General features: G+C 63.1%; 21 protein-coding genes and 1 tRNA gene. 17 read left to right on the plus strand and 5 right to left on the minus strand.

The features are described from left to right. Positions 1-324: 324 nt before the first annotated feature. The 5 genes from mutL to miaB all read right to left on the minus strand — a co-directional run bounded on the left by mutL (position 325) and on the right by miaB (position 7675). A complete protein-coding gene (gene mutL, locus WHJ28_RS10950) occupies positions 325-2322 on the minus strand; it encodes a DNA mismatch repair endonuclease MutL (RefSeq protein ID WP_340042157.1) in 1998 nt (665 codons plus the stop codon). Positions 2323-2421: 99 nt separating this feature from the next. Further along, entirely contained in the window at positions 2422-3123 is a 702-nt protein-coding gene (locus WHJ28_RS10955) for a CPBP family intramembrane glutamic endopeptidase (protein WP_340042158.1), read from the minus strand. 29 nt (positions 3124-3152) lie between these two features. Continuing rightward, the gene (gene mutS, locus WHJ28_RS10960) at positions 3153-5750 is read right to left on the minus strand and encodes a DNA mismatch repair protein MutS (RefSeq protein WP_340042159.1); all 2598 of its coding nucleotides are present in this window, start codon (positions 5748-5750) and stop codon (positions 3153-3155) included. Then, positions 5735-6232 carry a transposase gene (locus WHJ28_RS10965; protein ID WP_340042160.1) on the minus strand — a complete coding sequence of 166 codons (498 nt, stop codon included), beginning with the start codon at positions 6230-6232 and terminating at the stop codon, positions 5735-5737. The genes mutS and WHJ28_RS10965 overlap by 16 nt, the downstream gene beginning before the upstream one ends. Positions 6233-6271: 39 nt before the next feature. Continuing rightward, positions 6272-7675 carry a tRNA (N6-isopentenyl adenosine(37)-C2)-methylthiotransferase MiaB gene (miaB, locus tag WHJ28_RS10970; protein WP_340042161.1) on the minus strand — a complete coding sequence of 468 codons (1404 nt, stop codon included), beginning with the start codon at positions 7673-7675 and terminating at the stop codon, positions 6272-6274. Between the two features lie 143 nt (positions 7676-7818). Between miaB and WHJ28_RS10975 the strand changes: the two genes are divergently transcribed. From WHJ28_RS10975 to WHJ28_RS11055, 17 genes are all read left to right on the plus strand, one after another. Next, complete coding sequence (locus WHJ28_RS10975; RefSeq protein ID WP_340042162.1) at positions 7819-8886, plus strand: alanine racemase; 1068 nt, start codon at positions 7819-7821, stop codon at positions 8884-8886. A 98-nt stretch (positions 8887-8984) separates the two neighbouring features. After that, positions 8985-9428 (plus strand): D-aminoacyl-tRNA deacylase, encoded by a 444-nt coding sequence (gene dtd, locus WHJ28_RS10980; RefSeq protein WP_340042163.1) that lies wholly within the window; start codon positions 8985-8987, stop codon positions 9426-9428. 58 nt (positions 9429-9486) lie between these two features. Beyond that, positions 9487-9636, plus strand: a complete 150-nt coding sequence (locus tag WHJ28_RS10985; protein WP_275532727.1) for a D-aminoacyl-tRNA deacylase — start codon at positions 9487-9489, stop codon at positions 9634-9636. Positions 9637-9655: 19 nt separating this feature from the next. After that, positions 9656-10261 (plus strand): MBL fold metallo-hydrolase, encoded by a 606-nt coding sequence (locus WHJ28_RS10990; protein ID WP_340042164.1) that lies wholly within the window; start codon positions 9656-9658, stop codon positions 10259-10261. Between the two features lie 139 nt (positions 10262-10400). Further along, a complete protein-coding gene (gene hemZ, locus WHJ28_RS10995; protein WP_340042165.1) occupies positions 10401-11879 on the plus strand; it encodes a coproporphyrinogen dehydrogenase HemZ in 1479 nt (492 codons plus the stop codon). Between the two features lie 11 nt (positions 11880-11890). Continuing rightward, complete coding sequence (locus tag WHJ28_RS11000) at positions 11891-12835, plus strand: uridine kinase family protein (protein WP_340042166.1); 945 nt, start codon at positions 11891-11893, stop codon at positions 12833-12835. Positions 12836-13049: 214 nt separating this feature from the next. Continuing rightward, positions 13050-13871 carry a P-loop NTPase gene (locus WHJ28_RS11005; RefSeq protein ID WP_340042167.1) on the plus strand — a complete coding sequence of 274 codons (822 nt, stop codon included), beginning with the start codon at positions 13050-13052 and terminating at the stop codon, positions 13869-13871. A 191-nt stretch (positions 13872-14062) separates the two neighbouring features. Beyond that, positions 14063-14674: a peptidoglycan recognition protein family protein gene (locus WHJ28_RS11010; RefSeq protein WP_340042168.1), complete on the plus strand. Its 612-nt coding sequence runs from the start codon at positions 14063-14065 to the stop codon at positions 14672-14674. A gap of 65 nt (positions 14675-14739) precedes the next feature. After that, entirely contained in the window at positions 14740-14862 is a 123-nt protein-coding gene (locus WHJ28_RS11015; RefSeq protein WP_275533400.1) for a hypothetical protein, read from the plus strand. Between the two features lie 138 nt (positions 14863-15000). Then, on the plus strand, positions 15001-16992 hold the full coding sequence (locus WHJ28_RS11020; RefSeq protein ID WP_340042169.1) for a DNA gyrase/topoisomerase IV subunit B: 1992 nt from the start codon (positions 15001-15003) through the stop codon (positions 16990-16992). Positions 16993-17115: 123 nt separating this feature from the next. After that, complete coding sequence (locus WHJ28_RS11025) at positions 17116-19545, plus strand: Xaa-Pro dipeptidyl-peptidase (protein WP_340042170.1); 2430 nt, start codon at positions 17116-17118, stop codon at positions 19543-19545. 318 nt (positions 19546-19863) lie between these two features. Continuing rightward, on the plus strand, positions 19864-21786 hold the full coding sequence (locus tag WHJ28_RS11030; RefSeq protein WP_340042171.1) for a hypothetical protein: 1923 nt from the start codon (positions 19864-19866) through the stop codon (positions 21784-21786). 32 nt (positions 21787-21818) lie between these two features. Beyond that, complete coding sequence (locus WHJ28_RS11035) at positions 21819-24062, plus strand: DNA gyrase subunit A (RefSeq protein WP_340042172.1); 2244 nt, start codon at positions 21819-21821, stop codon at positions 24060-24062. Between the two features lie 27 nt (positions 24063-24089). Further along, positions 24090-24956, plus strand: a complete 867-nt coding sequence (locus tag WHJ28_RS11040) for a YitT family protein (RefSeq protein WP_340042173.1) — start codon at positions 24090-24092, stop codon at positions 24954-24956. Between the two features lie 30 nt (positions 24957-24986). Beyond that, positions 24987-25577, plus strand: a complete 591-nt coding sequence (locus WHJ28_RS11045; RefSeq protein ID WP_340042174.1) for a lactate utilization protein — start codon at positions 24987-24989, stop codon at positions 25575-25577. A gap of 22 nt (positions 25578-25599) precedes the next feature. Then, on the plus strand, positions 25600-26658 hold the full coding sequence (locus WHJ28_RS11050) for a hypothetical protein (protein WP_340042175.1): 1059 nt from the start codon (positions 25600-25602) through the stop codon (positions 26656-26658). A 73-nt stretch (positions 26659-26731) separates the two neighbouring features. Further along, positions 26732-26807, plus strand: a tRNA-Gly gene (locus WHJ28_RS11055). Positions 26808-26870 lie beyond the last annotated feature (63 nt).

A 26870-nucleotide genomic window follows, 5' to 3' on the forward strand; every position in this document is an offset into this window, starting at 1 on the left:
CTGCCTTCCCCCTCGGGAGGAAGGTGGCCCGCAGGGCCGGATGAGGGGGCGTGGGTAAGAAGGAACCCCTCATCAGTCAGCCTATGGCTGCCAGCTTCCCCCCACCGGGGGGAAGCTTACGCCCGTCCGAATCGCTTCTCAATCTGCTGGCGGGTCAATTCTATCGCAACCGGCCTGCCATGGGGGCAATACTTGTGCCCCAGCGGGCAGGCCCGCCGGGGACCCCCGATGATTTTACATCCTCGGGCGAAGTGAATTCGCCCTGCGGCAAGGTTTTGCTGCGCAAAACGCTTGGACGCGCCGACGGCGCGCACAAGGTCAAGTTTATGCTCTGCCGAACCGTTTTTCAATCTGTTGGCGGGTCAATTCTATCGCAACCGGCCTGCCATGGGGGCAATACTTGACCGTGCCCGCCATGACGGCACGGGCTACCTTGAGCAGTTCGGCCTCCCCGTTTTTCTGGCCCCCCTTGATGGCCGCCTTGCAGGCCATGGTGTGGAGGAGGGCGTCCCGGGCGCTGTCCGGGTCGGCGGTGCCGCAGGTAATGAGCCTGCCCGCCAGCTCCAGCAGCACGTCGGGAATGGCGGCGGCGTCCACGTCGTCGGGGGCGGCGCGCACGATGATGGCCCCGCCGCCAAAGTCCTCCGCCTCAAAGCCAAAGCGCTCCAGCAGGGGCAGCTGAGCCAGCAGCGCGGCCCCCTCCTCCGCCGGAGGGGTAAAGACCACCGGGGTCAGGAGGGTCTGGACCATGGGGGTGTACCCCGCCGCCTTCAGGCGGTCAAAGTTCATCCGCTCATGGGCGGCGTGCTTATCGATGAGGAGCACCTTGTCCCCCTGCTCCACGATGATGTAGGTGTTTAAGACCTCCCCCGCCATGCGCCAAGGTGTTTCTTCCGGCTCAGGTTGGATGGGAGTCTGGGGCTCCACAGGGGGGACGGTGGGAGTGGGTTCCTTCTCGACCGTAGGGGCGACCCTTGTGGTCGCCCGCGGAGCCTCGGGAGATACCTCCACAGGCGGGGTGGTTTTGGCCGGGATGGGCCGCTCCGGGACCGTAGGGGCGCACAGTGTGCGCCCGCCGTCGGACAGGGCGGTGGAGGGACTCCCGGGCGCGCGCTGCGCGCCCATACAGGCGGGGGCCGCCTGCACAGGCTGAGCGGTTTGGGCAGGCCGGGCGGTAAAATCATGGAGGGCCAGGGACGACGCGGGCTTGCTTGCCGTCTTGCGGAACTGCTCCGCCGTCATGGTGCGGAAGGTGGTCTGGTGGGGGGGCACCGTGTCCTGGGCCGCCTTGGGAGCCAGCCGGGGGCTGTCCCCCAGGGCGGAGGGCCGGGACCGGTCAGCCTCCAGGGTGGATTTTACGGCGTAATACACCGCGTCAAACACCTTTTTATCGCTGCCGAACTTGACCTCCTGCTTGGTGGGGTGGACGTTCACGTCCACGGCGTTGAGCTTGGTGGTGAGATGGAGGACGCAGCCGGGGAACTTGCCCACCATCTTCTGGTTGGCGTAGGCCTCCTCCAGGGCGGCCATCATGGTGCGGCTCTTTACATACCGGCCGTTGACGAAGAAGTGCTGATAGCCCCGGGTGCCCCGGCAGCAGGTGGGCAGGGACACAAAGCCGGTGACCGTCATATCCTCCCCGGAGCCCTTCACCGGGGTAAAGCCCAGAGCCAGGTCACGGCCCAGCACGGCGTACAGGGCGGACTGGAGCTTGCCGTCGCCGGGGGTGAGCAGGTCCTGCTTGCCGTCCCGGAGGAACTTGATGCTCACCTCCGGGTGGGACAGGGCCAGCCGCTGGATCATGGCAAAGCAGGCGGCGCTCTCGGCGGAGTCCTTCTTCATGAACTTGAGCCGGGCGGGGGTGTTGTAAAACAGGTCCTTCACCACCATGGTGGTGCCCTGGGGACAGCCCGCCTCCTCCTGACTCACCACCACGCCTGCCTCCAGAGAGAGGGCGGTGCCCAGGGGGGCATCAGCGGGGCGGGTGAGCAGCTCCATCCGGGACACGGCGGAGATGGCGGCCAGAGCCTCGCCCCGGAAGCCCAGGGTGCCGATGGCCTCCAGGTCGTATTCGGTGCGCAGCTTGCTGGTGGCGTGGCGGAGGAAGGCGGTGGGGGCCTCGTCGGCGGCAATGCCGCAGCCGTTGTCGGTGACCCGGATCAGGGTCATGCCCCCGTGCTGGATCTCCACCGTCAGCTTGTCGGCCCCGGCGTCAATGGCGTTTTCCATCAGTTCCTTTACCACGGAGGCGGGCCGCTCCACCACCTCGCCGGCGGCAATCAGATCGGCCACATGGGAGTCAAGTTGTTGGATGTGAGGCATAGGATACCTGCTTTCTGAATGGAGAGATAACGGGCGGTCCGGGAGGCCCGCCCCTACATCGTTGGAAGTAGGGGGCGGCGTCCCCGACGCCCCGTGGGATCAGTGCAGCGCCCCCAGCAGCGTAAAAGCGTTGAGGGCCATATGGAGGGCGATGGCACTCCAGATGGAGCCGCCCCGGTCGTAGCACCAGGCCAGCGCCAGAGCCATGGGGGCATACTGGATCATCAACAGCAGATACCGCAGGTCCACCACCCCAAAGGCATACACAAAGGGGATGGCACAGTAGAAGGCGTAGAGGACCGCCGACAGCACATAGCCCAGAGGCCGGCTGTAATTGCGGACCGAGCCGAAGAGCAGTCCCCGGAACAGGGGCTCCTCCACCAGGGGCATGAGCACCACCAGGATAAAGACGGTGGCGGCGGGGGCGAAGTAGTATTGCTCGGGGTAGCTCATCAGGTTGGGGTTCTGCACCGGCAGGGGGATGAGGCCCACCAGGAAGGAGAGCACCTCGGCTCCCACCAGGCCGGTGACAAAGGCGAACAGGTTCTCCGGCAGCCAGTCCAGCAGCAGCCGGAAGCCGGTTTTCAGGAAGGACCAAAACACCAGGAAGATGAGGGAGGCAATGATGAGGTAGTACACCACGTTGGCCTCGGCCACCGGGAACTCCCCCTGATAGGAGCGCTGGACCCAGCCCATCAGCCAGGGAAAGAGAAACACATACAGGGCGAAAAAGACCCAGCCCCGGTAACATTCCGCCCGGGTGATCTGGGGCCGCCAGGGGCGGCGCCGTCCGGTGAGCATGGTGTGTTCCTCCTTTTTTGTGGTTGGTTTTATACCAGCTGCTTCAATTCAAAGAGCAGGTTCATGGCCTCAATGGGGGTGAGGGTGTTCAAGTCCACCGCCTGGAGCCGCCGGGCCACCTCGCCGCCCCCCATGTCCAGCAGGGACATCTGGTCGGTGGTCTGCGCCGCCGGGGCCTGGGGGGTCTGGATGCCTCCGGCCTCCAGCTCCTTCAGGATGTGGCGGGCCCGGGTGATGACCTTGTCGGGCACCCCGGCCAGCTTGGCCACCTCGATGCCGTAGCTCTGGTCGGCCCCGCCGGGGACGATCTTCCGCAGGAAGAGGATGTCGTCCCCCTTCTTCTTGGCGGCGATGTTGTAGTTCTTCACCCCGGGGATGACCCCCTCCAGGGCGGTGATCTCATGGTAGTGGGTGGCAAAGAGGGTCTTGGCCCCTAACCGCTTTTTGTCGGCGCAGTACTCCAGCACCGCACGGGCGATGGACATACCGTCGTAGGTGGAGGTGCCCCGGCCGATCTCGTCCAGGATGAGCAGGCTCTTGCTGGTGGCGTTTTTTAAGAGCTCCGCCACCTCGGTCATCTCCACCATAAAGGTGGACTGACCGGCGGACAGGTCGTCGCTGGCTCCAATGCGGGTGAATACCCGGTCCACGATGCCGATGCGGGCCGAGCGGGCGGGGACGAAGGAGCCCATCTGGGCCATCAGGACAATGAGGGCCACCTGGCGCATATAGGTGGACTTACCCGCCATATTGGGGCCGGTGATGATGGCCACCGTGTTGTCTTTCCCGTCCATCCGGGTGTCGTTGGGGACAAAGAGGGCATTTTTCAGCATCTTTTCCACCACCGGGTGGCGGCCCTCGGAGATGTCGATGGTGTCGGACAGGTCCACCTCGGGGCGGCAGTAGCCGTTCTCGGCGGCCACGGCGGCAAAGGAGGCCAGCACGTCCACCTGGGCCACGGCGGCGGCGGAGCGCTGGATGTCCCCCACCCGGGCGGCGGCCTGCTGCCGCAGGTCGCAGAAGAGCTGGTACTCCAGAGCGGTGACTCGGTCCTGGGCGGACAGGATCTCGTGCTCCAGGTCCTTCAGCTCCTGGGTGATGAACCGCTCGCAGTTGGCCAGGGTCTGCTTGCGGATGTAGTGCTCGGGCACCTGGTCGTAGTAGGACTTGGATACCTCGATGTAGTAGCCGAACACCTTGTTGAAGCCCACCTTCAGGCTCTTGATGCCGGTCTTTTCCTTCTCCCGGGCCTCCACAGCGGCCACCAGGTCCTTGCCGCCCGTGAGGATGTCCCGCAGCCGGTCCACCTCGGCGTTGTAGCCCGCCCGGATGAAGCCGCCCTCCCGGACGGAGAAGGGGGGCTCGTCCACAATGGCGGAGCAGATCAGCTCCCGCAGGTCGGGCAGGTCGTCCAGACTGGCGGACAGGGAGGTGAGCAGGGCGCCGGAGTAGGGGGAGAGCAGCTCCCGCAGCCGGGGCAGCTTGCCCAGGCCGGTGGCCAGGGCCATCAGATCCCGGCCTCCTGCGGTACCATACACGATGCGGCCGATGAGCCGCTCCAGGTCGGTGACCTCCCGGAGGGTGTTTTTCAGCTCGTCCCGGCCGATGGGGTCGCCCACCAGCTCCTCCACCGCGCCCAGACGGCGGCTGATGGCGCCGGGGGAGAGCAGGGGCCGCTCCATCCAGGTACGGATGAGCCGGTGGCCCATGGCGGTGCGGGTCTTGTCCAGCACCCACAGCAGGCTCCCCTTCTTCTCCTTGGAGCGGAGGGTCTCGGTGAGCTCCAGATTGCGCCGGGCGGTGAGGTCCAGCTCCATAAACTGGCCGGAGGTGTACCAGCTGAGGCTGGTGATGTGGGAGAGGTCGGTTTTCTGAGTTTCGTAGAGGTAGCTCAACAGGCCCCCCACCGCCTGGAGGGCGTGGTCGTCCCCCTGGGGCAGCTGGTCCAGACCGCTGGTGAACTGCTCCTCCACCAGGGAGCGGGCGGAATCAGGCCGGAAGCGGGCCTCCCCGCCGTTCTCGCACCGGCAGTCCAGCTTGCCCGTGAGAAAGTCCAGCAGGGCGGCGTCGCTGTAGGCCCCGTCGGACAGCATGGCCTCCCGGGGGGAGAAGCGGCCCAGCTCGTTGCACAGGTGCTCGGCGGCGTCGGGGCCGGTAAAGGAGGTGACGGAGATCTCGCCGGTGGAGATGTCGCAGAAGCACAGCCCCGATCCGGCAGAGTCCTCATAGATGGCGCAAATAAAGTTGTTGCGGCCCTCCTCCAGCATGGAGGAGGCGATGACGGTGCCGGGGGTGACGATGCGGATGATGTCCCGGTCCACCAGCCCCTTGGCGGTGGCGGGGTCCTCCATCTGCTCGCAGATGGCCACCTTGTAGCCCTTGGCGATGAGCCGGGCGATGTAGGCGTCGGCGCTGTGGTAGGGCACGCCGCACATGGGGGTGCGCTGATCCTCCGGCTTGCCCCGGTCCCGGGTGGTGAGGGTGAGATCCAGCTCCTTGGAGGCCAGCTTGGCGTCCTCCTGGAACATCTCGTAGAAGTCACCCAGCCGGAAAAAGAGGATGCAGTCCGGGTGGAGTTCTTTCATTTTGAGATATTGTTTCATCATGGGGGTCAGCTCGGACGGCATGGCGGGCGCTCCTTTTCTGTGACGGTATAGTAGCGATCCAGCTCCCATTTCTGGGGGTTCTGGTCGATATAGGTCCAAATGGTTTGAAAATCGTCGGTATTGCGGATAAGGTGGTCGTGGTAGCCCCGCTGCCAGACCGGTGCACCCCATGCTTTGGTCACCAAAGTCTTAAAGGAACGCACCACATTCGTCAGAGTAGGGGCCGATGCCCTCATCGGCCCGCTCTCCAGGGTTACCAAAAAATGAACGTGGTTGGGCATGACCACAAACTTGATCATACCGGGGATGGAGGACAGATGGCGCTCTGCCAGCTGTCCCAGCGGGGTGAGCCTGACCTGCGGGGCGATGTAGGCATCGCCCCCTACGATGGTAGATAGCGTGTGGCGGCGGTCCCTGGTGCAGATGGTAATGAAATAAGTACCGCCGGAGGTGTAATCCCAGGTTTTTAAACGGAGATTCTTACGGACAGGATAATCCGCCATCTAACCCACCTCCCTGCGGGCCGATGTGGGCATCGGCCCCTACGCCCTCTCCCCCATCAGGGACCACTTATTGGCTCCGGTAATCTTCACGTCCACAAACTGTCCGATGAGAGACTCCTCCCCGGTGAGGCGCACCAGTCGGTTGCCGGGGGTGCGGGCGGTGAGGCCCTTGTCGTCGGTGCCGTCCACCAGGCAGCGCACCGTCTTGCCGATATAGGCCGCGTGCTTTTCCTCGGAGATCTGGTCCTGCCGCTCCACCAGATGCTGGAACCAGGCCGCCTTCTCCTCCTTGGAGACGGGGTCCTCCATCTTGGCGGCGGGGGTGCCCACACGGGGGGAATAAATGAAGGTAAAGAGGGCGTCAAACCGCACCTCGTCCAGTAGAGTCATGGTCTGCTCAAATTCCTCGGCGGTTTCCCCGGGAAATCCCACGATGACGTCGGAGGTGATGACCACGTCGGGGATGGCCTCGCGCAGCCGGCGCACCTTGTCCAGGTAGCCCGCCCGGTCGTACACCCGGTTCATGGCCTTGAGTACCCGGTCGCTGCCCGCCTGGAAGGGCAGGTGGAAGCAGGGGGCGATCTTGGGGGAGGAGGCCATGGTGTCAAAGAGTTTCTGGGAGGCATCCTTGGGGTGGCTGGTCATAAAGCGCAGCAGGAAGTCCCCCTCAATCTCGGAGGCCGCCTTCAGGAGGTCGGCGAAGTCCATGGGATTGTCCAGATCCTTGCCGTAGGAGTTGACGTTCTGGCCCAGCAGGGTGATGTCCTTGTACCCCTCGGCCACCAGGCCCCGGATCTCCTCCAGAATGACCTCCGGCTGGCGGGAGCGCTCCCGGCCCCGGACGTAGGGCACGATGCAGTAGGTGCAGAAGTTGTTGCAGCCATACATGATGGACACCCAGGCCTTTACCTTGTCCTGGCGCACCACCGGGATGCCCTCGGCGATGGAGCCGGGCTCGTCGGTGATGTCGAAGATGCGGCCCCGGCGGGTCACCAGCCGGTAGAGCAGCTCCGGGAACCGCCACAGGGCGTGGGGCCCGAACACCAGGTCCACCTGCCGGTAGCTCTCTTTGATCTTCTGGGCACGGTGGGGCTCCTGAGCCATGCAGCCGCACACGCAGATGAGCTGGTTGGGCTTCTGGCGCTTGGTGTGGACCAGTGCGCCCACATTGCCCAGCACCCGCATCTCGGCGTGCTCCCGGATGGCGCAGGTGTTGATGAGGATCAGGTCGGCCTCGGCCTCGCTGTCGGTAAAGTTGTAGCCCATCTCCCGCAGGTAGCCCCGCAGCCGCTCGGAGTCGGCCTCGTTCTGCTGGCAGCCGTAGGTGTCCACGAAGGCCAGGGGGGCGGTGGGACGGGCGGCGTTGCGCTCATGAAGTTTCTGGCAGAAGTCCCGCTGACGCGCCACGTCGGCGGGGGAAATTTTGGTGGTCTGTCGGTTCAAAACGGTTCCTCCCGAAAAGTCTGTATCAATACTCAATCATAGCACTTTTTGCACTCAAACACAAGGCCTGTCCCCTTTTCATTGACTCAAATCGGCAGGGAGTATATAATGGAAAGGACTACCCACGGAAAGGCGGCTGAGCCATGAAAACCCTGGTCATCGAGCGGGACGCACTGAAACATAATATCTCCGTGGTCAAGGAGCGGGCGGGGAGCGCCGTGATCTACGGCGTGGTCACCGGAGACGGACAGGGGGCCGGTCTGGTGGAGCTGGCAAAGGCCCTGCGGGCCGAGGGCATCGGCCGCTTCGCCGTGTCCGAGGTGGCGGAGGCCGCCGCCCTGCGGAAGGCGGGCTTTGTGGAGGAGGAGATCCTCATGCTCCGTTGCACCACCGACCGGGAGGAGCTGGAACAGCTGCTGGACCTGAACGTGATCTGCACTGTGGGCTCCCACGACAGCGGCATGGCCCTCAACGGGGTGGCGGAGGCCCGGTCCACCATTGCCGAGGCCCATATCCAGATCGACACCGGCATGGGCTTCGGGGGCTTTCTCTCCAGCGAGCCGGAGAAGATTTTGTCCACCTTCCGGGACCTGTCCAGCATCGCTGTGTCCGGGGTGTGTACCCAGCTGTACACCAAGAGCCGCAAGGGCAAGGCCCTGGCGGCCCAGGTGGAGGAGTTTACCAAAACGGTGGAGGCCATCCACGCCGCCGGATTTGAGACGGGCACCGTCCACGCCGCCGGGTCCTATGTGCTGATGCACCACCCCGCCGCCCGGCTGGGGGGCGTCCGGGCGGGTACCGTCCTCATGGGCCGGTGCCGCCGGGCCAGAGGAGACGGCCTGCGCCGGGTGGGCTACGGCGAGGTCAAGGTGGAGGAGACCCGCTGGGTGCCCAAGGGCCACATTGTGGGGGGCAACACCCCCGCGCCCCTGAAGAAGAACACCCGGGTGGCGGTGCTCCCCGTGGGCTATCAGAACGGCTTCGGCATGGGCCGCCCCTGGGCGGGAGGCCTGCTGGACGCCATCCGCCGCTGGCTCACCCAGCGGCAGATCACCGTCCGGGTCAACGGCCAGAAGGCCAGAGTTATCGGGGGCATCGGCGCCATCGAGACCATCGTGGACGTGACCGACCTGAAATGTACCGCCGGAGACAAGGCGGTGTTTGATATCGACCCCATTTTTGCCAAGGGGTTTGTCCGGGAGTACCGGTAAGGGGACCCGGCACCCCCTCATCCGTCATTTGCTTTGCAAATGCCACCTTCCCCCCTGAGGGGGGAAGGTCTTACCCCAAAAAGAAAGGAATTTAAACTATGCGCGCAGTTGTGACAAGAGTGAAAAACGCCTCCGTCACCATCGACGGCAAGGTGAACGGCGAGATCGGCCAGGGCTTTCTGGTGCTGCTGGGGGTAGCCCCCGGCGATACCAAGGCCCAGGCCGTCAAGATGGCCGACAAGGTGTGCGGTCTGCGCATCTTTGAGGACGAGAATGAGAAGATGAACCTGAATCTGGAGGCGGTGGGGGGGTCCCTGCTGGTGGTGAGCCAGTTCACCCTGTACGCCGACACCAAGTCCCGCCGCCCCGGCTTCTCCGGGGCCGCCAAGCCGGATATCGCCATTCCCCTGTACGAGAAGTTCATGGCCGAGTGCGCCGGCCGGGGTTTTGAGGTCCAGCACGGCGAATTCGGCGCCGATATGCAGGTTTATTCTCAAAATGACGGTCCTGTGACCATCCTGCTGGACACCGACCAGATGTAAGGCTGAATTCGCCCCCGCGCTTTGCGCGTCCGAGCGTTTTGCCACAGGCAAAACCTCGATGCCGGGCGGATTCACTCCGCCCGAGCAGATCAAAAGATGCGGGGTCCCCGCAGGGCCGTGGCCCTGTGGGGGATTTGGCGCTGATATGCAGGTTTATTCTCAAAATGACGGTCCTGTGACCATCCTGCTGGACACCGATACCATGTAAAGAAGGGGGCAGACAACCCATGAAAATTCGCGTTTTACAGGTGGGGCCCATCGGCACCAACTGCTATCTGCTGGAGGACGAGGACACCCACACCGCCGCCGTGGTGGACCCCGGCGACGAGGCCGACCGCATCCTGGCCCAGGCCAGGGAGGACGGGGTGGAGATCCAGTCCATCCTGCTGACCCACGCCCACTACGACCACACCACCGGCGTGGCCGGACTGCTCAAGGCCCTGCCCGGCATCCCGGTGTACCTCCACCCCGCCGACATCGCCCGGCTGGGCACCCCCGTGTTCCCCGCCCTGGGCGCCGACCCCACCCCCTATAACGACGGCGACGTGGTGAAGGTGGGGGGCATCGATGTGCAGGTGCTCCACACCCCCGGCCACACTCCCGGCGGAGTGTGCCTGATGGCGGGCGAAGCCCTCTTCACCGGCGACACCCTGTTCCGGGGCTCCATGGGCCGCACCGACCTGCCCGGCGGCAGCTATGAGGAGATCATGGCCTCCCTGGCCCGGCTGACCAAGCTGCCCGGGGACTTCCACGTCCTCCCTGGCCACATGGATCTGTCTACCCTGGAGGCCGAGCGGAAGAGCAACTACTATATGCAGCAGGCCATGGGGTAATCTGGGCTGGGACGGTGACCGGAAGGGCCGTCGAGGACGCCGGCCCCTACCCGTAATCTGTAAAACCTTGTAGGGGGCGGCCTCTGGACGCCCCGTATCTCCTGTCCTCGCCTATTTCCCTGGAAAGGATTCTTCCTTCATGAAACTATACTTCAAGGGCCACGATTACAAATATGCCGCTGAGCAAATGTTATTGACCCTCTTCCCTGACCAGCGGCCGGACTACGACGACCAGCCCCCCGCTGCCGGAGAGGACCATCTGGTGCTCTCCCTGAGCCGGGGGAAGCTGTGGGCCACCGCCACCGCCAGGCTGACTTACCACGGTCAGTCATATGGGGCAAGCCGCCGGTGTAAACTGGAAGAGCTCACCGACGACCTCTCCACCAGCCGGGCCCTCCAGCGGATCTTGAAGCTGGCCTTCTACGACGCCGGGGTGGCCGCCCGGGGGAACGAGCCCCCCTGGGGAGCCCTTACCGGCGTGCGGCCGGTGAAGATCCCCACCAAGGCCATGCTGGCCGGGGCCACCCCCGCCCAGGCGGAGCGGGTGCTGAAGGATACCTACCGGGTGTCCTCCCTTCGGCGGCAGCTGGCAATGGACTGCGCTCAGGCCAGTCTGGACGCCCAGCGGAGCCTGAAACCGGAGGAGGTGTCCCTCTATGTGGGCATCCCCTTCTGCCCCACCCGGTGCGCCTACTGCTCCTTTGTGTCCGCCGACGTGGGCCGGGCCCTCAAGCTCATCGACCCCTTCCTGGACTGCCTTTCCCGGGAAATCAAGGCCACCGGTGAGATGCTTTCGGGGGCGGGCCTGAAGGTACGCACCGTCTACTTCGGCGGCGGCACCCCCACCACACTGTCCGCCCCTCAGCTGGACCGGCTCATGGGGGAGATCGCCCACTCCATTGATCTGTCCGCCTGCACCGAGTACACCGTGGAGGCCGGACGGCCCGACACCATTACCCGGGAAAAGCTGGAGGTATTGGCCCGCCGGGGCTGCGGCCGGGTGTCGGTGAATCCCCAGACCATGCAGGACCACGTTCTGGCCGCCATGGGCCGGGCCCACCGGGCTGAGGATATTTTAAAGGCCTATGCCCTGGCTCGTGACAGCGGCATCCCCTGCGTCAACATGGATCTGATCGCCGGTCTGCCCGCCGACAGCGTGGACGGCTTCCGGTCCACCCTGGACCAGGTGCTGGCCCTGGCGCCGGAGAACATCACCGTCCACACCCTGGCTATGAAGAAGGGCTCCCGGCTGATGGAGGAAGGAAGTGCGGTCCCCTCCAATGACGACGTGGCCGCCATGCTGGAGTACGCCTGGTCCGCCCTGCGTGGGGCGGGGCAGATCCCCTACTACCTCTACCGTCAGAAATATATGTCCGGCTCCTTTGAGAACGTGGGCTGGTGCCTGCCGGGCCATGAGAGCCTCTATAACATCTGCATGATGGAGGAGCTGCACACCATCGTCTCCCTGGGAGGCGGCGGGGTGACCAAGCTGGTCAATCCGGCCACCGGGCGTATCGAGCGCTTGGCCAACCCCAAGTATCCCAAGGAGTATATTGAGAAGATCGACGCCGTCTGCGCCGGAAAGGAGCGGGTCGCCCGCTTCCAAGGCGCCCTGTAAGGAGGTCCGTTATGCCCTATCAGCTGCAAGAGATCAACCAGAGCATCCGCACCGACCCCAAGGGATTTCTGGAGGCCTGCGACGCCGCCTATCAGAGCCGCATTGAAGGGGCGGTGGACCGCATTTTGGAGCGGATGAAGGAGAGCCCCATCGTGCTGCTGTCCGGCCCCTCCGGCTCGGGCAAGACCACCACTGCCCTCAAGCTGGAGCAGGAGCTGGAGCGCCGGGGTGTGAACACCCACACCATCTCCATGGACAACTACTACAAGACCCTCAACCGCAAGACCGCCCCCCGTACCCCCGAGGGGGACATCGACTACGAGTCCCCGGTGCTGCTGGACCTGGATCTGCTGGACGAGACCTTCTCCCGGCTGTCCCGGGGCGAGTGGGTGGTGGTGCCCAAGTACGAGTTTGCCCGGCAGATGCGCAACGACAGCAGGGGCACCTTCCTGAAGCTGGACAAAAACGAGATCGCCATCTTTGAGGGTATCCACGCCCTCAACGACGATATCTTCGGCCGCCACCCCGAGGCCACCGGCCTGTACATCTCCGCCCGCTCCAACGTGCTGGAGGGGGAGGAGCTGCGGTTCAAGGGCACCTGGATGCGCATTTCCCGCCGGGGCGTCCGTGACTATAATTTCCGGGGCACAGACCTTTTAGAGACGCTTTTGATGTGGTATAATGTGCGCCGGGGCGAGAAGAAGTACATCTCCCCCTTCAAGAACCGGGCCAATATCATCATCGACTCCTCCCTGCCCTACGAGGTGTCGGTGTTTGCCAACTACGCCCATGCGCTGAAAGAGGCGGTGGAGCAGATCCCCGCCGACAACCCCCGCTATCACGAGTTCCACGATCTGGTGGACGCCTTCCGGTATTTTGAGCCGGTGGACCCGGCCCTGGTCCCCCCCGAGTCCCTCATCCGGGAGTTCATCGGCGGCGGCAGCTATCACTACTAATAAAAGTCCAGGGGGGACTTTGTCCCCCCTGGATACAGCCCCGCCGCGCCGTAAGCGGCACAGTGGGGCTGATACCCCCCTCACCCGCGCCCACGCGGGTGGTTGCCCGCCAGTGGCGGAGCAAGCAGCAGTGTCCTGCGGCGAAGTGAATTCGCCTGCGGACTTATTTCTATCCCAATATCCGGTAACAACATAGGAAAGAAGGAAAAATACCATGTCTGAATGTACCCACAACTGTTCCTCCTGCGGCGAGAGCTGCGGCGAGCGCACCGCCCCCCAGGATCTCCACGTTCCCGCCAACGGCCTGTCCCACATCGGCAAGGTCATCGCCGTGGTCAGCGGCAAGGGGGGCGTGGGCAAGAGCCTGGTGACCTCCTCCCTGGCGGTAGCCATGCGCCGCATGGGCAAGAAGGTGGCCGTGCTGGACGCCGACATCACCGGCCCCTCCATCCCCGCCGCCTTTGGCATCCACACCCGGGCCGAGGGCAGTGAGCTGGGCATCTACCCCGCCGAGACCAAGACCGGCATCGGCATTATGAGCCTCAACCTGCTCACCGAGCATGAGACCGACCCCGTCATCTGGCGCGGCCCCGTCATTGCCGGCACCGTCAAGCAGTTCTGGTCCGACGTGATCTGGGGGGACGTGGACTATATGTTTGTGGATATGCCTCCCGGAACCGGTGACGTGCCCCTGACCGTGTTCCAGTCCCTGCCCATCGACGGCATCGTGGTGGTCACCTCTCCCCAGGATCTGGTGAGCATGATCGTCACCAAAGCCGTAAAGATGGCCGAGATGATGCACATTCCCGTGCTGGGCCTGGTGGAGAACTACTCCTACTTCCAGTGCCCCGACTGCGGCAAGCGCCACGCCATCTTCGGCGAGAGCCACATCGACCAGGTGGCCGCCGGCCTGGGCCTGAAGGTGCTGGCCCGTCTGCCCATGGACCCCGCTGTGGCCGCCGCCTGCGACGCCGGCAAGATCGAGGATCTGGAGCAGAACTATCTGGCCGACGTGTCCAAGACTCTGGCGGAATAACCAATATCAGCCTTTACAAAACGTTCATATCCGGTTCAAAACGGGTTCACAGGGAGAGGTTAGGATAAGAACCGTGGTTGAGACACACCACTCCTCTCTTTCCTCTCTTTTTCAGATCTTGGAAACACAGGCCCGCAACAGGCGGCGGGCCTGTGTTTCTGCGTTTCAGCCTCAAAAAGGAGGGACAAGCCATGCCCACCCGTGTGAAAAAACGCCGCCGTTCCCCTCTGCTGCCCATCATCGCTCTCCTTGTGCTGATTGGGGCGGCCTTCCTGGTCTGGCGGCTGGTATTCTCCGCCCCCCGGCCCTCGGGCAACCTGCCCGACTGGATCACCGAGGAGCTGCTCCCCATCAACCCCTACTCCCGGCCCGGCGAGGCACTGGAGGAGGTCAACGGCGTGGTGGTCCACTATGTGGGCAATCCGGGCACCACGGCGGAGCAGAACAACAGCTACTTTAGAAACCTGGCTACCACCGGGGAGACTTACGCCTCCAGCCACTTCCTCATCGGTCTGGACGGGGAGATCCTATGCAACGTCCCTCTGGACGAGATCGCCTACTGCACCGGCCCCCGGAATGTGGACACCATCTCCATCGAGTGCTGCCACCCCGACGACACCGGGGCCTTCACCCAGGCCACCTATGACTCCCTCATCAAGCTGGTGCGCTGGCTCATGGAGGAGTACCACCTGGACACCGACCAGGTCATCCGCCACTACGACGTCACCGGCAAGGAATGTCCCCGGTATTTTGTCCAAAACCCGGAGGCGTGGGAACAATTTAAGGCTGACCTGCAAGAATAGTCCGTTTTATTGGACAGCTGCTCTGGTATCCTGTACCCAACGATACAGGAAAGGAGCGCTGACTCATGGAATTTGAACTTCGCTATGTAAACGGACACATTGAGGTATACGACGCCGCCGGACGCTTCCGGTTTTCCGCTGACTCCCAGGGGGAGGCGCTGGCAGAACTGGAGGATATGGCTGCATGAGCAACAGGGCCGGACCGCAGAACCTGCGGTCCGGCCTTTCTTGACACTTTGGGCGGGAATGGGGTAATATAATGCTGTATGCGCACATTTGGCGCCGGCCCGGAAGGGCCGGCAGTTTTACGATATGAGGAGAGGCCCATGGCAAGAAGTTCTTCCCCAAAAAGTTACGGCAATGACTCCATTTCCTCCCTGAAGGGGGCGGATCGAGTCCGCAAGCGCCCGGCCGTCATCTTCGGCTCCGACGGGCTGGAGGGCTGCGAGCACGCGGTGTTTGAGATCCTGTCCAACGCCATCGACGAGGCCAGAGAGGGCCACGGCAATCTCATTACCCTTACCCGGTATGAGGACAAGTCCATCGAGGTGGAGGACTTTGGCCGGGGCTGCCCGGTGGACTGGAACGAGAAGGAGCAGAAGTACAACTGGGAGCTGGTGTTCTGCGAGCTGTACGCCGGCGGCAAGTACAACAACAACTCCGGCGACAACTACGAGTACTCCCTGGGCCTCAACGGCCTGGGCTCCTGCGCCACCCAGTACGCCAGCCGGTACTTTGACGCGGTGATCCACCGGGACGGCTTCGAGTACACCCTCCATTTTGAGAAGGGTGAAAACGTGGGCGGCCTGAAAAAGGAGCCCTACAGCGGCAAAAAGACCGGCTCCAGGTTCCGCTGGCTGCCCGATCTGGACGTATTCACCGATATCGACATTCCGGTGGAGTACTACCTGGACGTGCTCAAGCGGCAGGCGGTGGTCAACGCCGGCATCACCTTCCGGTTCCGCAACCAGGTGGGGGGCAAGTTTGAGACCACCGACTTCAAGTATGAAAACGGCATCGAGGACTATGTGAAGGAGCTGGCGGGGGACAACCCCCTGACTCAGCCGGTATTCTGGCAGACCGAGCGGAAGGGCCGGGACCGGGCGGACAAGGACGAGTACAAGGTGAAGCTGTCCGTGTCCTTCTGCTTCTCCAACACGGTGCAGGTCATCGAGCATTACCACAACTCCTCCTGGCTGGAGCACGGCGGCTCCCCGGAGAAGGCGGTGAAGTCCGCCTTTGTGGGCGGCATCGACGCCTGGCTCAAGACCCAGGGCAAGTACCAGAAGAACGAGAGCAAGCTGACCTGGGCCGACGTGGAGGACTGCCTGGTGCTGGTGAGCAACAACTTCTCCACCCAGACCTCCTACGAGAACCAGACCAAGAAGGCCATCACCAACAAGTTTGTTCAGGAGGCCATGACCGAGTTTTTGCGCGCCCAGTTGGAGGTCTACTTCATCGAGAACCCCTTCGACGCCGCCAAGATCGGCGAGCAGGTGCTCATCAACAAGCGCTCCCGGGAGAACGCCGAGCGTACCCGGCTGAACATCAAGAAGAAGCTGTCCGGCAATGTGGATATCTCCAACCGGGTGCAGAAGTTTGTGGACTGCCGCACCAAGGATACCACCCGCCGGGAGCTGTATATCGTGGAGGGCGATTCCGCTCTGGGCAGCGTCAAGCTGAGCCGGGACGCGGAGTTCCAGGGTATCATGCCCGTCCGGGGCAAGATTTTGAACTGCCTGAAGGCCGACTACGCCAAGATCTTCAAGAGCGAGATCATCACCGACCTTCTGAAGGTGCTGGGCTGCGGCGTGGAGGTCCACGACAAGCACGCCAAGGACCTGGCGGCCTTCGACCTCATGAACCTGCGGTGGAATAAGATCGTCATCTGTACCGATGCCGACGTGGACGGCTTCCAGATCCGCACCCTGATTTTGACCATGCTCTACCGCCTCACCCCCACCCTCATCCAGCGGGGCTATGTGTATATCGCGGAATCCCCCCTGTACGAGATCAACTATAAGGAAAAGACCTGGTTCGCCTACTCCGACGCCGAGAAGAACGACATCGTGAGCGGCGAGCTGGCGGGCAAAAAGTGCTCCATCAACCGCTCCAAGGGTCTGGGCGAGAACGAGCCGGACATGATGTGGCTCACCACCATGAATCCCGCCACACGGCGGCTCATCAAGGTCATGCCCGAGGATGTGGAAAACACCGCCCGGGTCTTTGATCTGCTGCTGGGGGACAACCTCCAGGGAAGAAAAGACCACATTGCAGAAAATGGATACAAATATCTGGAACTGGCGGATATTTCGTAACGGATACAGGCCGGGATCTGAAAAGATCCCGGCCTGTATATTCTTGCAAACATAACCATCGCTTGGTATAATCTATCTGCATCGTATTCGACAGAATACAAATCTGGATCAGGAGGGATCATCTTGAGGAAATTGCTTTCTTGTGGTCTTACCCTGGCGCTCTGCGGGAGCCTGCTCACCCCCGCTTTGGCCGCTGACCAGGGGCTGACCCGGGGGGAGCTGGCACAGCAGCTGGTGGAGCTGTGCGGCTACACCCAGGAGCTGGAGACCTACGAGGCCCAGCCCAGCGTCTATACCGACGTGGCGGATGACGCGGCCTGTCAGGGCGCCGCCAATCTGCTCCAGGACAAGGGCCTGATGCAGGGGGGCGGCGGCGGAGCCTTCCAGCCCCAGCGTACCGCCACCCCGCTGGAGGCGGCCACCGCCCTGATGCGCTGGGCGGGCCTGAGCGACCAGCAGATCGGCGCCTGGCCCAACGATTACAGCGCCCTGGCCCACAGCCTGACTCTGGCCGGAGGGGACGTACTGACCGAAAGCTCCCTGAAGGAGATGGCGGAGCTGGCCGCTCAGTACCGGGATACCATCCAGGCCGAGACTCCCGCGCCCCTTTTCGTCAACGGCGAGGCCCAGCCCATCTTCCCCTATGACACCATCATCCGGGAAGTGGTGTATGTGGAGACCCCCGTGGACACCGACAGCGACGGCAAGGCCGACCTGGTCAAGGTGCTCATTCAGCGCCCCGCCGCCACCGACAAGGGCATGAAGGCCGCTACCATTTTTGAGGCCCGGCCCTACTCCGCCGGCTGCACCGACGCCTATGACCTGGACACCTGGAACGCCCACATCGTGGACGCCAAGCTCACCCAGGCCCAGCAGTCCACCACCACTACCAAGGAGGACTGGGACTGGACTGCCGGTAAGAGCGAGGATGCCAAACTGACCCGGCAGACCGTGACCGGCACCGGCAAGGCCGGGGACGGCGGCGATGTGTGGGCCACCACCGAGAACGTGGATTCCTATGACTACTGGCTGGTGCGGGGCTACGCCTATGTGTCCTGCGCCGGACCGGGCACCCTGGGCTCCGACGGCTTTGAGACCTGCGCCAGCGCCGACGAGACCGCCGCCTTTGCCGCGGTGGTGCAGTGGCTGGCCGGCGACGAGAGCGTGAAGGCCTACACCGACAAGACCTCCGGCATTGAGGTAAAGGCCGACTGGTCCAACGGCAATGTGGCCATGAGCGGCCAGTCCTATGCCGGTTCCACCGCCTTCGCCGTGGCCTCCACCGGCGTGGAGGGCCTTAAGACCATCGTGCCCCGGGCGGGCATCGCCAGCTGGTACGACTACTACCGCTCCCAGGGCACCGCGGCGGGCGGACTGTACTACCCCGGCGACGACTGCAACATCCTGGCCGACTACTGTATGTCCCGCCAGCTGGATGAGGGGGATTACGCCGCCATCCAGGGGGACTATGAGGCCTATCAGGCCCAGATGATCCAGGATCAGGACGCCCTCTCCGGCGACTACAACTTCTTCTGGGACGAGCGCAACTACACCAACGGCGCGGAGAAGCTGAACTGCTCCGCCCTCATCATCCACGGCCTCAACGACTTCAACGTGCGGCCCAAGCAGTTTGACCTGATGTACGACGCCTTCCAGTCTGCCGGTCAGGAGGCCAAGCTGGTCCTCCACCAGGGCGCCCACATGACCCCCGACCAGATCGACGGCCTGGACCTGAACGGCATCCTGGGCCGCTGGTATGCCCACTACCTGTACGGGGTGGACAACGGCGCCGAGGACGAGGCCAACGTCCGCATCCAGAGCAACACCGACCTGAGCTGGGCCAGCTATGACAGCTGGGGCAGCGACACCACCGTGCGCTTTGACGCCGGGGAGGGCCAGGCGGCCTTTTCCAGCGACCTGTCCGCCACCAGCTTTGACACCTCTCTGGCGGACACCGGCGACGGCTGGATCGAGTACTGCACCGACATGGCCTACGCCTGGGAGAAGGATGTGATCTCCGGCACCACCGACGCCAGCCTGGTGTTCGCCTTTGACGTGGAGGAGGACCTGCACATCAACGGCACCCCCACCGTCACCATCAAGGCCAGCGCCGACCAGCCCACCGGTATCCTCAGCGCCATGCTGGTGGATCTGGCCCCCGAGGGCGGCATGAAGGCCGTCATGCTGGAGCAGTACGGCGAGGCTGTGGCAGCCGAGACGCTGAAGAGCGGCGCGGTGTGGCAGGGCGGCGGCCTGACGGCCAAGGACCTGCAGCAGTTCGCCCTGACCCAGACCGACCACAAGATCATCACCCGGGGCTGGATGGATATCCAGAACCGCACCTCCATCTACCATGTGGACACAGTGACCCCCGGCGAGTGCTACACCTTCCAGCTGGAGCTCCAGCCCATGGACTACACCGTGGAGGCCGGCCACCAGCTGGCCCTGGTGCTCTACTCCGTGGACCCGGAGGTTACCTACTGGCCCGAGACTGTCACCGCCTTTACGGTGGACCGCACCGGCACCTACGTCACCATTCCCGTCATGAAGTAAACCCTTCCGGCGGCCTGCGCGTTGCGCGGGCCGCCGGTCTTTGTTTTGACGCTTTACGGCGATGAATTGCGTTTTTTTGAAAGGAATGATATAATTCTAACCACTGAGCAGGGGCGGTCCGGACTGCCGGAGCAGTCTGTGATCCAGGCCTGGAAGCGCTTGCACACCGTGCAGCGGTTCCCCTGCCGGGGGCGGCCTCTGCGCCGCCCCGTGTCCCGTCTGAACCTGTGTCTGAGCGACCCCCGCCTTTTTCCGTCTCATGCCGCCCGCAGGGGCGTTTGGTACCATCCACCACTGTGAAAGGAAAAGGAGGTTCCCATGAAGAAGCTGCTTACGATCCTGTTGACGCTGGCGCTGAGCCTGTCCCTTTCCCTGCCTGCCCTGGCCGCCCCGGCGGAGGAGGCATACCCCCTGGATGAGAAGGCGGCCGCCTGGATGGCCGCCCATCCCGAGGAGACCGCCCAGATGGAGGCCGGTCTGGACGCCTATGTCCGGGAGATCTGGATCTACGGAAGCGTGGCGGAGATGGCGGAGGACTGGGGGATGTCGGAGGAGTATGTCCGCACCATGCTGCTGGAGGAACAGGTCCTCCAGATCGTCTATGAGGAGGAAAGGGCCGCCTTCCTGGAGGAATACAAGGCCGCCCATCCCGGAGTGCTGGAGCAGTTCGACGCCGACGCCTGGTTCCAGCGGATGTATGGGACCCAATACCGTCCGCCGGTGGAGGCCTTTATGGAGGATTACGGCCTGACCACCCGGCAGGAATTTGAGGCGTATATGCTCCAGAACTTTGTGGACCATCAGATCCATATCATGGAGATGCAGGACGAGATCGACCAGGCCCTGGCGGAGGACCCCCTCGTTCTGGACGGCTTTGACGTGGACGGGTATTTTGCCCGGGAGTATTCCTATTACCAGACGGCCGATGAGTTTATGAACGATTACGACCTGCTGGACCGGCAGGAGTTTGAGACCTATCTGACCTGGGAATATATCTTCTATTACGACGGTTCGGAGGGGTGGCAGAGCACCGACAGCTGGAAGCAGTCCATGGGCTGGGTCCCCGGTCAGATGGGGATCATGGTCAACGGCGCTTATCTGGCCTTTGAGGGCGACGCCCTGCCCTATGCCGAGCGGGGAGTCACCTATGTGCCCGCCGATGTGCTGGGAGAGACTCTGGGCCTTACCCTGACGGGGGACTACGTCCCTCTGCGGGAGACAGCGGAGGCGGCGGGCTGCCTGGTGTGGTGGGACCCCGTCTATGAGACCGCCGTGCTCATGGACCCGGCCGCTCTGGCAGAGACGGTGGACAGCCGCTTTACCATCTTCAACCAGATTCTGAATGTCCAGGCCGGGCAGCGGGAACGCTGGAAGAGCAGGGAACAGGGGGAGATCACCCTCACCCTGTTCGACAGCCTCAACGGCGACCAGACCTACAAGGCCACCTATACCGCCGACGGCCTGTTCGGCCCGGAGGGCGCCCAAATTGGGGTAAACTATGACCTCTCCCAGATGCTGAGCCAGATGCTGAGTACCATGGACCCGACCTACGGAATGGACCCGGAGATCGTGGAAGCGCTGGAGGAGCTGGAACGGGGAGACATTGAGCTGCGGTACGACAGCGCCACCGGCTCCACCGCCTTTACCGCTTCCTTCCTGCCCGCGCTGCTCACCGCCGCAGGCGTGCCAGACCTGGGACAGAACAGCTGGATCGTCCTGCCCGAAGGGTCGGTCCAGGAGATAGACACGATTCTGACCTTCCGGGCCGGCGGCATTACCGTGGGCAGTCTGCTGGCTGACAGCTATGCAGCACAGACCGGCCTGTACAACGACCCCGCCCTCTACTGGGAGGAGGCCCTGGCCGGGGCGGATCAACTGGCAATCTATCTGGGAGACGACGCCTTTACCCGGCAGGGGAATGCCTGGGTGCTGGAGATGGACCCCGCCGCCATGGGCTGGTACATGGGCTCGGAGGAGTTCAAGCTGGAGTGCGCCTTTCAGGACAGCGGCGCCGTTTCGGGCGCTCTGTGGGTCCAGACCCCGGACGGGGGCAGCTGGTCCCCCGCCACCCGCCTTGCCCTGGAGTGGACTGTAACGGCCAGCCGGGGCACCATGGAGCTGGAATATCACATCAAAAATCAGATGAAACTGGTGGTGAACATCACCTCCACCATAACGGAAACCACGGCGCGGCCCGAGACGCTGCCGCCGGAGGACGCCGTTGTCCCGCCCGCCGCCTGACGGGCCCCACCTGACAAGAAGGACTGATACCATTGGCAAAGAAAAAGGACCCCCAGGAGGGGGCGAAGAAGGTCAACAACCCCAACGTTATGGGCCTGCGGCCCGAGGTGCTGGAGCAGCCCATCACCGAGACGCTGGAGCTCAACTATATGCCCTACGCCATGAGCGTTATCGTCTCCCGGGCCATCCCGGAGATCGACGGGTTCAAGCCCTCCCACCGCAAGCTGCTGTACACCATGTACCAGATGCACCTGCTGGGCGGCAGCCGCACCAAGAGCGCCAACGTGGTGGGCCAGACCATGAAACTCAACCCCCACGGCGACGCTGCCATCTACGACACCATGGTGCGCCTCTCCCGGGGCTACGGCGCCCTGCTCCACCCCCTGGTGGACTCCAAGGGCAACTTCGGTAAGGTGTACTCCCGGGACATGGCCTGGGCGGCCAGCCGTTACACCGAGGTGCGGCTGGACCCCATCTGCGCCGAGCTCTTCCGGGACATCGACCAGGATACGGTGGACTTTGTGGACAACTACGACGGCTCCATGAAGGAGCCCACCCTGCTGCCCACCACCTTCCCCAACGTGCTGGTGAGCGCCAACCAGGGCATTGCCGTGGGCATGGCCTCCAACCTGTGCGGCTTCAACCTGGGGGAGGTATGCGACGCCGCGGCGGCCTTTTTGAAAAATCCACAGGTCAACCTGATGGAGCATCTGAAAGCTCCCGATTTCCCCACCGGCGGCGAGCTTTTGTACGATGAGGCCGCTTTAAAGCAGATCTACGCCACCGGCCGGGGCTCCTTCCAGGTGCGGGCCCGGTGGCGCTACCTCAAGAGTGAAAATCTCATTGAGGTGTATGAGATCCCCTACACCACCACGGTGGAGGCCATCATGGACAAGGTGGCCGAGCTCATCAAGGCGGGCAAGATCAAAGAGATCGCCGATATGCGGGACGAGACCGACCTGAACGGCCTGAAAATCACCATCGACCTGAAGCGGGGCACCGACCCGGACAAGCTGATGGCCAAGCTGTTCAAGTCCACCACCCTCCAGGACGCCTGCTCCTGCAACTTCAATATCCTCATTGCCGGGATGCCCCGTGTGATGGGTGTGGGCGAGATTCTGGAGGAGTGGACCGGCTGGCGGATGGACGGCGTGCGCCGCCGGACCTACTATGTGATGAAGAAGAAGCAGGAGAAGCTCCACCTGCTCAAGGGCCTGAAAAAGATCCTGCTGGACATCGACCGGGCCATCAAGATCATCCGGGAGACCGAGGAGGACGCCGAGGTGGTGCCCAACCTGATGATCGGCTTCGGCATCGACTCTGTCCAGGCGGAATACGTGGCCGACATCAAGCTGCGCAACATCAACAAGGAGTATATCCTCAAGCGCATTGAAGAAGTGGCCGGGCTGGAGGAGGAGATCGCCGACCTCCAGGACATCGTCAACAACCCGGGCCGCATCAAGAAGATCATCACCACTGAGCTGGCGGCGGTGAAAAAGAAGTATGCCTCTCCCCGGCGCACCGAGATCGTCTACGACTATCAGGCCGCCGGCGCTGTGGAGGAGGAGGACGATACCCCCGACTATCCCGTCCATGTGTTCTGCTCCAGGGAGGGCTACTTCAAGAAGATCACCCCCCAGTCCCTGCGGATGAGCAGCGAGCAGAAGTACAAGGAGGGGGACGGCCCCTGGCTGCACTGGGAGGGGAACAACCGGGATATGCTGCTGGTGTTTACCGACAAGCAGCAGTGCTACAAGGCCCCCCTCAGCGAGTTCGACGACGCCAAAGCCAGCGTACTGGGCGACTTTTTGGCCACCAAGCTGGGCATGGACCCCGGGGAGAGCTTCGTGTGGGCCTGCCTCACCAGCGACTACTCCGGACACCTGCTCTTCTTCTTTGAAAACGGCAAGGTGGCCCGGGTAGAGGTGGCCGCCTACCAGACGCAGACCAAGCGGAGAAAGCTCACCGGCGCCTACTCCGACAAGTCTCCCCTGGCCGCTGCCCTCCACATCAGGGAGGACCTGGAGGTGGCGGTCACCTCCACCGAGGGCCGGTGCCTGGTGTTCCACACCGCCGCACTCACACCCAAGACCACCCGCTCCACCCAGGGCGTCAACGTCATGACCCTCAAGCCCAAGTGGAAGGTGGAAAAGGCCGTTCCGCTGACGGACACCACCATTGTCAACGCCGCCCGGTACCGGGCACGGTCCCTGCCGGTGGCGGGCGCCCTGCTGAAGGAGGAGGACCGGGGCGAGGAACAGATCAGCCTGCTGTGATTCTGGAAGAGAAATGAGGAATACCCGTTGAAACACACTGTGAGTTATTATGTAAAAAGCTATGCCATCATCACACTGGGCTCCATCCTGTACGCTCTGGCCTTTAACATCTTCTACGCCCCCAACCTGGTGGCCATGGGTGGCCTCACCGGTCTGGGCCAGGTGCTCAATGCCATTATCCCTGTCCTGCCGGTGGGCACCATGGTGTTCGTCATGAACGTACCCCTCTTCTTCCTGGGGTGGAAGTACATCGGGGGGCACCTGCTGGTGTCCTCCCTGTACGCCATGACCTTCAGCTCCTTTGCCATCGACGTGCTGGATATGATCTACCGCTTCCCTCCCATGGATACCATGCTGGCCTCCATCTTCGGCGGAGTTTTGCTGGGGGCGGGCATTGGCCTGGTGTTTTCCAAGGGGGCTACCACCGGCGGCACCGATCTCATTGCCCGTCTGCTCAAGCTGAAGTTTGCCTGGCTGCCCATGGGCACTCTGGTGCTGATCCCTGATTTCATCGTCATTGCCCTGGCCGCCATGGCCTTTAACAAGGTGGAGACCGCCCTGTACGGCGTGGTGTCCCTCTATATCACCACCAAGGTGATGGACACCGTTCTGTACGGCCTGGACAGCTCCAAGGTGGCCTATATCATCAGCGACTCCTACCGGGAGATCGCCGACGCCATCATTGCCATGGACCGGGGAGCAACCCTCCTCCACGGCGAGGGAGTCTACTCCGGCAATGAAAAAAAGGTGCTGATGGTGGCCTTCAAGCAAAAGGAGATCGTGCCCCTGAAGGAGAAGGTCAACGAGATCGATCCCCGGGCGTTCCTCATTGTGTGTGACGCCCACGATGTGCTGGGCGAGGGCTTCCGCACCTACAGCAAGGATGATATTTAATTGACTCCCGCAGAGAAAGGAAGGGTTTCCATGACGGATTTCACCAAGGTAAAGGCCAACCTGGAGAAGCGGGGCTATACCGTGTCCTGCTTTGCCACGGCGGCGGAGGCCGCCGACTATCTGGACGGTAAGCTGGACGGCAGGACCATCGGCATCGGCGGTTCGGTGACCGTCCGGGAGATGGGCCTTCTGGACCGGCTCAAAGCCCACAACACCGTGGTCTCCCACTGGGAGGGGGACCGCAAGGAGGATGCCGCCTTTACCCAGGTCTACCTGTGCTCGGTGAACGCTCTGGCGGAGACCGGCGAGATGGTGAACATTGACGGGGTGGGCAACCGCATTGCCTCTACCGTGTTCGGCCATGAGGAGCTCTATCTGTTGGTGGGCCGCAACAAGCTGGCTCCCAACTACGACGGGGCGGTGTGGCGGGCCCGCAATGTGGCCTCGCCTAAAAACGCCATCCGCCTCCAGCGCAAGACCCCCTGCGCCGTCAAGGGGGACAAGTGCTACGACTGCAGCAGCCCCGAGCGGCTGTGCCGGGGCATGACGGTGCTGTGGCAGGCATCCAACGGCATCGGACGTACCGAGGTGGTACTGATCGACGAGGACCTGGGCTTTTGAGTGAGGAAAGGGGGCGGGGCCTGTGAAAAAGTACATACCGGCTCTGGCCCTGAGTCTGGCTCTGCTGCTGGGCGGGTGCTCCCTGTCGGGGCAGGCCTATACGGTGGTGGAGCCCCACGCGGAGCATCCCGCACTGGGCGAAAATGAGTCCACCATCAAGGCCAGCACCTACTCTGAGCTGGTCAACGGCGTGCTGTTCTTTGTCTCCCAGGGGGTGGAGGAGGGCGTCATCCAGATCACCGACTATAACGGCGACGTGGAGGACGACCTGAACCGGGCCTGCCTGGAGGTGGCCAAGGACGACCCCCTGGGGGCCTATGCGGTGGACTTCATCAAGAACGACTATACCACCATCATCACCACCTATGAGGCCACCATCACCATCTCCTACCGCCGCTCCCCCGAGCAGGTGAGCAGCCTGGTGAACATCACCGGCACCAGCGCCATTCGGGAGGAGGCGGTCCAGGCCCTGTCGGCTTTCAAGACCGAACTGGCTCTGCGGGTGGGCTACTTTACCGGGGATGCCGCCGCGGTGGAGGAACAGGTGCGCCAGGCTTACTATGACACCCCTGAGACCGCTCTGGGGATGCCGGAGTGCTCGGTGGAGCTCTATCCCAAAACCGACACCGGCACCCAGCGCATCGTGGAGATCCTGCTGGACTACCCGGAGGAGCCCACGGCCCTCCAGCAGAAGCGCCAGCAGCTTCAGGAGAAGTCGGCGGCCATCCTCACCCCCATCCAGCACCAGATCGCCAGCCGGCGGCTGGACCTGCTGATGGGGACGCTGCCCAACGTGGTGCAGGTGGACCTGAAAACCGGCGGTGCCACCGCCTGGGACGCGCTGGTGGGGAAGGGCGCCAATGATGAGGGCCTGGCCCTGGCCTTCCAGCTGCTGTGCGACGGCCTGGGCCTGAAGGGACAGATCGTAGAGGGTACCCTGCAGGGAAAGCCCCACTTTTTCAATCAGGTGAGCCGCAACGGCCAGACCGTGTGGGTGGATCTGAGCCGCAGTACCAGCCAGACCTGGACGGCGGCCCAAATGGCTGAAATGGGCTATCAATGGCAGGACCAGGAGGCCTGAAAAGAAAAAATAAAAAATTGAAAAATTCCCTTGACATTGGCGGCACGGATTGCTATAATAACATCCGTCGCTTGCAGGTGTAGCTCATCTGGTAGAGCGCCACCTTGCCAAGGTGGAGGTAGCGAGTTCGAGCCTCGTCACCTGCTCCAGAAAAAAGAAACAGCACTCCATTCGGAGTGCTGTTTCTTTTTTCATTCCTGGGAAATTAAAAT

The organism is Flavonifractor porci (assembly GCF_037572415.1).
Lineage (GTDB): Bacteria > Bacillota > Clostridia > Oscillospirales > Oscillospiraceae > Flavonifractor > Flavonifractor porci.

What these genes read in the sequence shown, in the direction of transcription:
- mutL (WP_340042157.1), bottom strand. Translation starts at nt 2,322, where the DNA reads ATGCCTCACATCCAACAACTTGACTCCCATGTGGCCGATCTGATTGCC.
- WHJ28_RS10955 (WP_340042158.1), bottom strand. Translation starts at nt 3,123, where the DNA reads ATGCTCACCGGACGGCGCCGCCCCTGGCGGCCCCAGATCACCCGGGCG.
- mutS (WP_340042159.1), bottom strand. Translation starts at nt 5,750, where the DNA reads ATGCCGTCCGAGCTGACCCCCATGATGAAACAATATCTCAAAATGAAA.
- WHJ28_RS10965 (WP_340042160.1), bottom strand. Translation starts at nt 6,232, where the DNA reads ATGGCGGATTATCCTGTCCGTAAGAATCTCCGTTTAAAAACCTGGGAT.
- WHJ28_RS10975 (WP_340042162.1), top strand. Translation starts at nt 7,819, where the DNA reads ATGAAAACCCTGGTCATCGAGCGGGACGCACTGAAACATAATATCTCC.
- dtd (WP_340042163.1), top strand. Translation starts at nt 8,985, where the DNA reads ATGCGCGCAGTTGTGACAAGAGTGAAAAACGCCTCCGTCACCATCGAC.
- WHJ28_RS10985 (WP_275532727.1), top strand. Translation starts at nt 9,487, where the DNA reads ATGCCGGGCGGATTCACTCCGCCCGAGCAGATCAAAAGATGCGGGGTC.
- WHJ28_RS10990 (WP_340042164.1), top strand. Translation starts at nt 9,656, where the DNA reads ATGAAAATTCGCGTTTTACAGGTGGGGCCCATCGGCACCAACTGCTAT.
- hemZ (WP_340042165.1), top strand. Translation starts at nt 10,401, where the DNA reads ATGAAACTATACTTCAAGGGCCACGATTACAAATATGCCGCTGAGCAA.
- WHJ28_RS11000 (WP_340042166.1), top strand. Translation starts at nt 11,891, where the DNA reads ATGCCCTATCAGCTGCAAGAGATCAACCAGAGCATCCGCACCGACCCC.
- WHJ28_RS11005 (WP_340042167.1), top strand. Translation starts at nt 13,050, where the DNA reads ATGTCTGAATGTACCCACAACTGTTCCTCCTGCGGCGAGAGCTGCGGC.
- WHJ28_RS11010 (WP_340042168.1), top strand. Translation starts at nt 14,063, where the DNA reads ATGCCCACCCGTGTGAAAAAACGCCGCCGTTCCCCTCTGCTGCCCATC.
- WHJ28_RS11015 (WP_275533400.1), top strand. Translation starts at nt 14,740, where the DNA reads ATGGAATTTGAACTTCGCTATGTAAACGGACACATTGAGGTATACGAC.
- WHJ28_RS11020 (WP_340042169.1), top strand. Translation starts at nt 15,001, where the DNA reads ATGGCAAGAAGTTCTTCCCCAAAAAGTTACGGCAATGACTCCATTTCC.
- WHJ28_RS11030 (WP_340042171.1), top strand. Translation starts at nt 19,864, where the DNA reads ATGAAGAAGCTGCTTACGATCCTGTTGACGCTGGCGCTGAGCCTGTCC.
- WHJ28_RS11045 (WP_340042174.1), top strand. Translation starts at nt 24,987, where the DNA reads ATGACGGATTTCACCAAGGTAAAGGCCAACCTGGAGAAGCGGGGCTAT.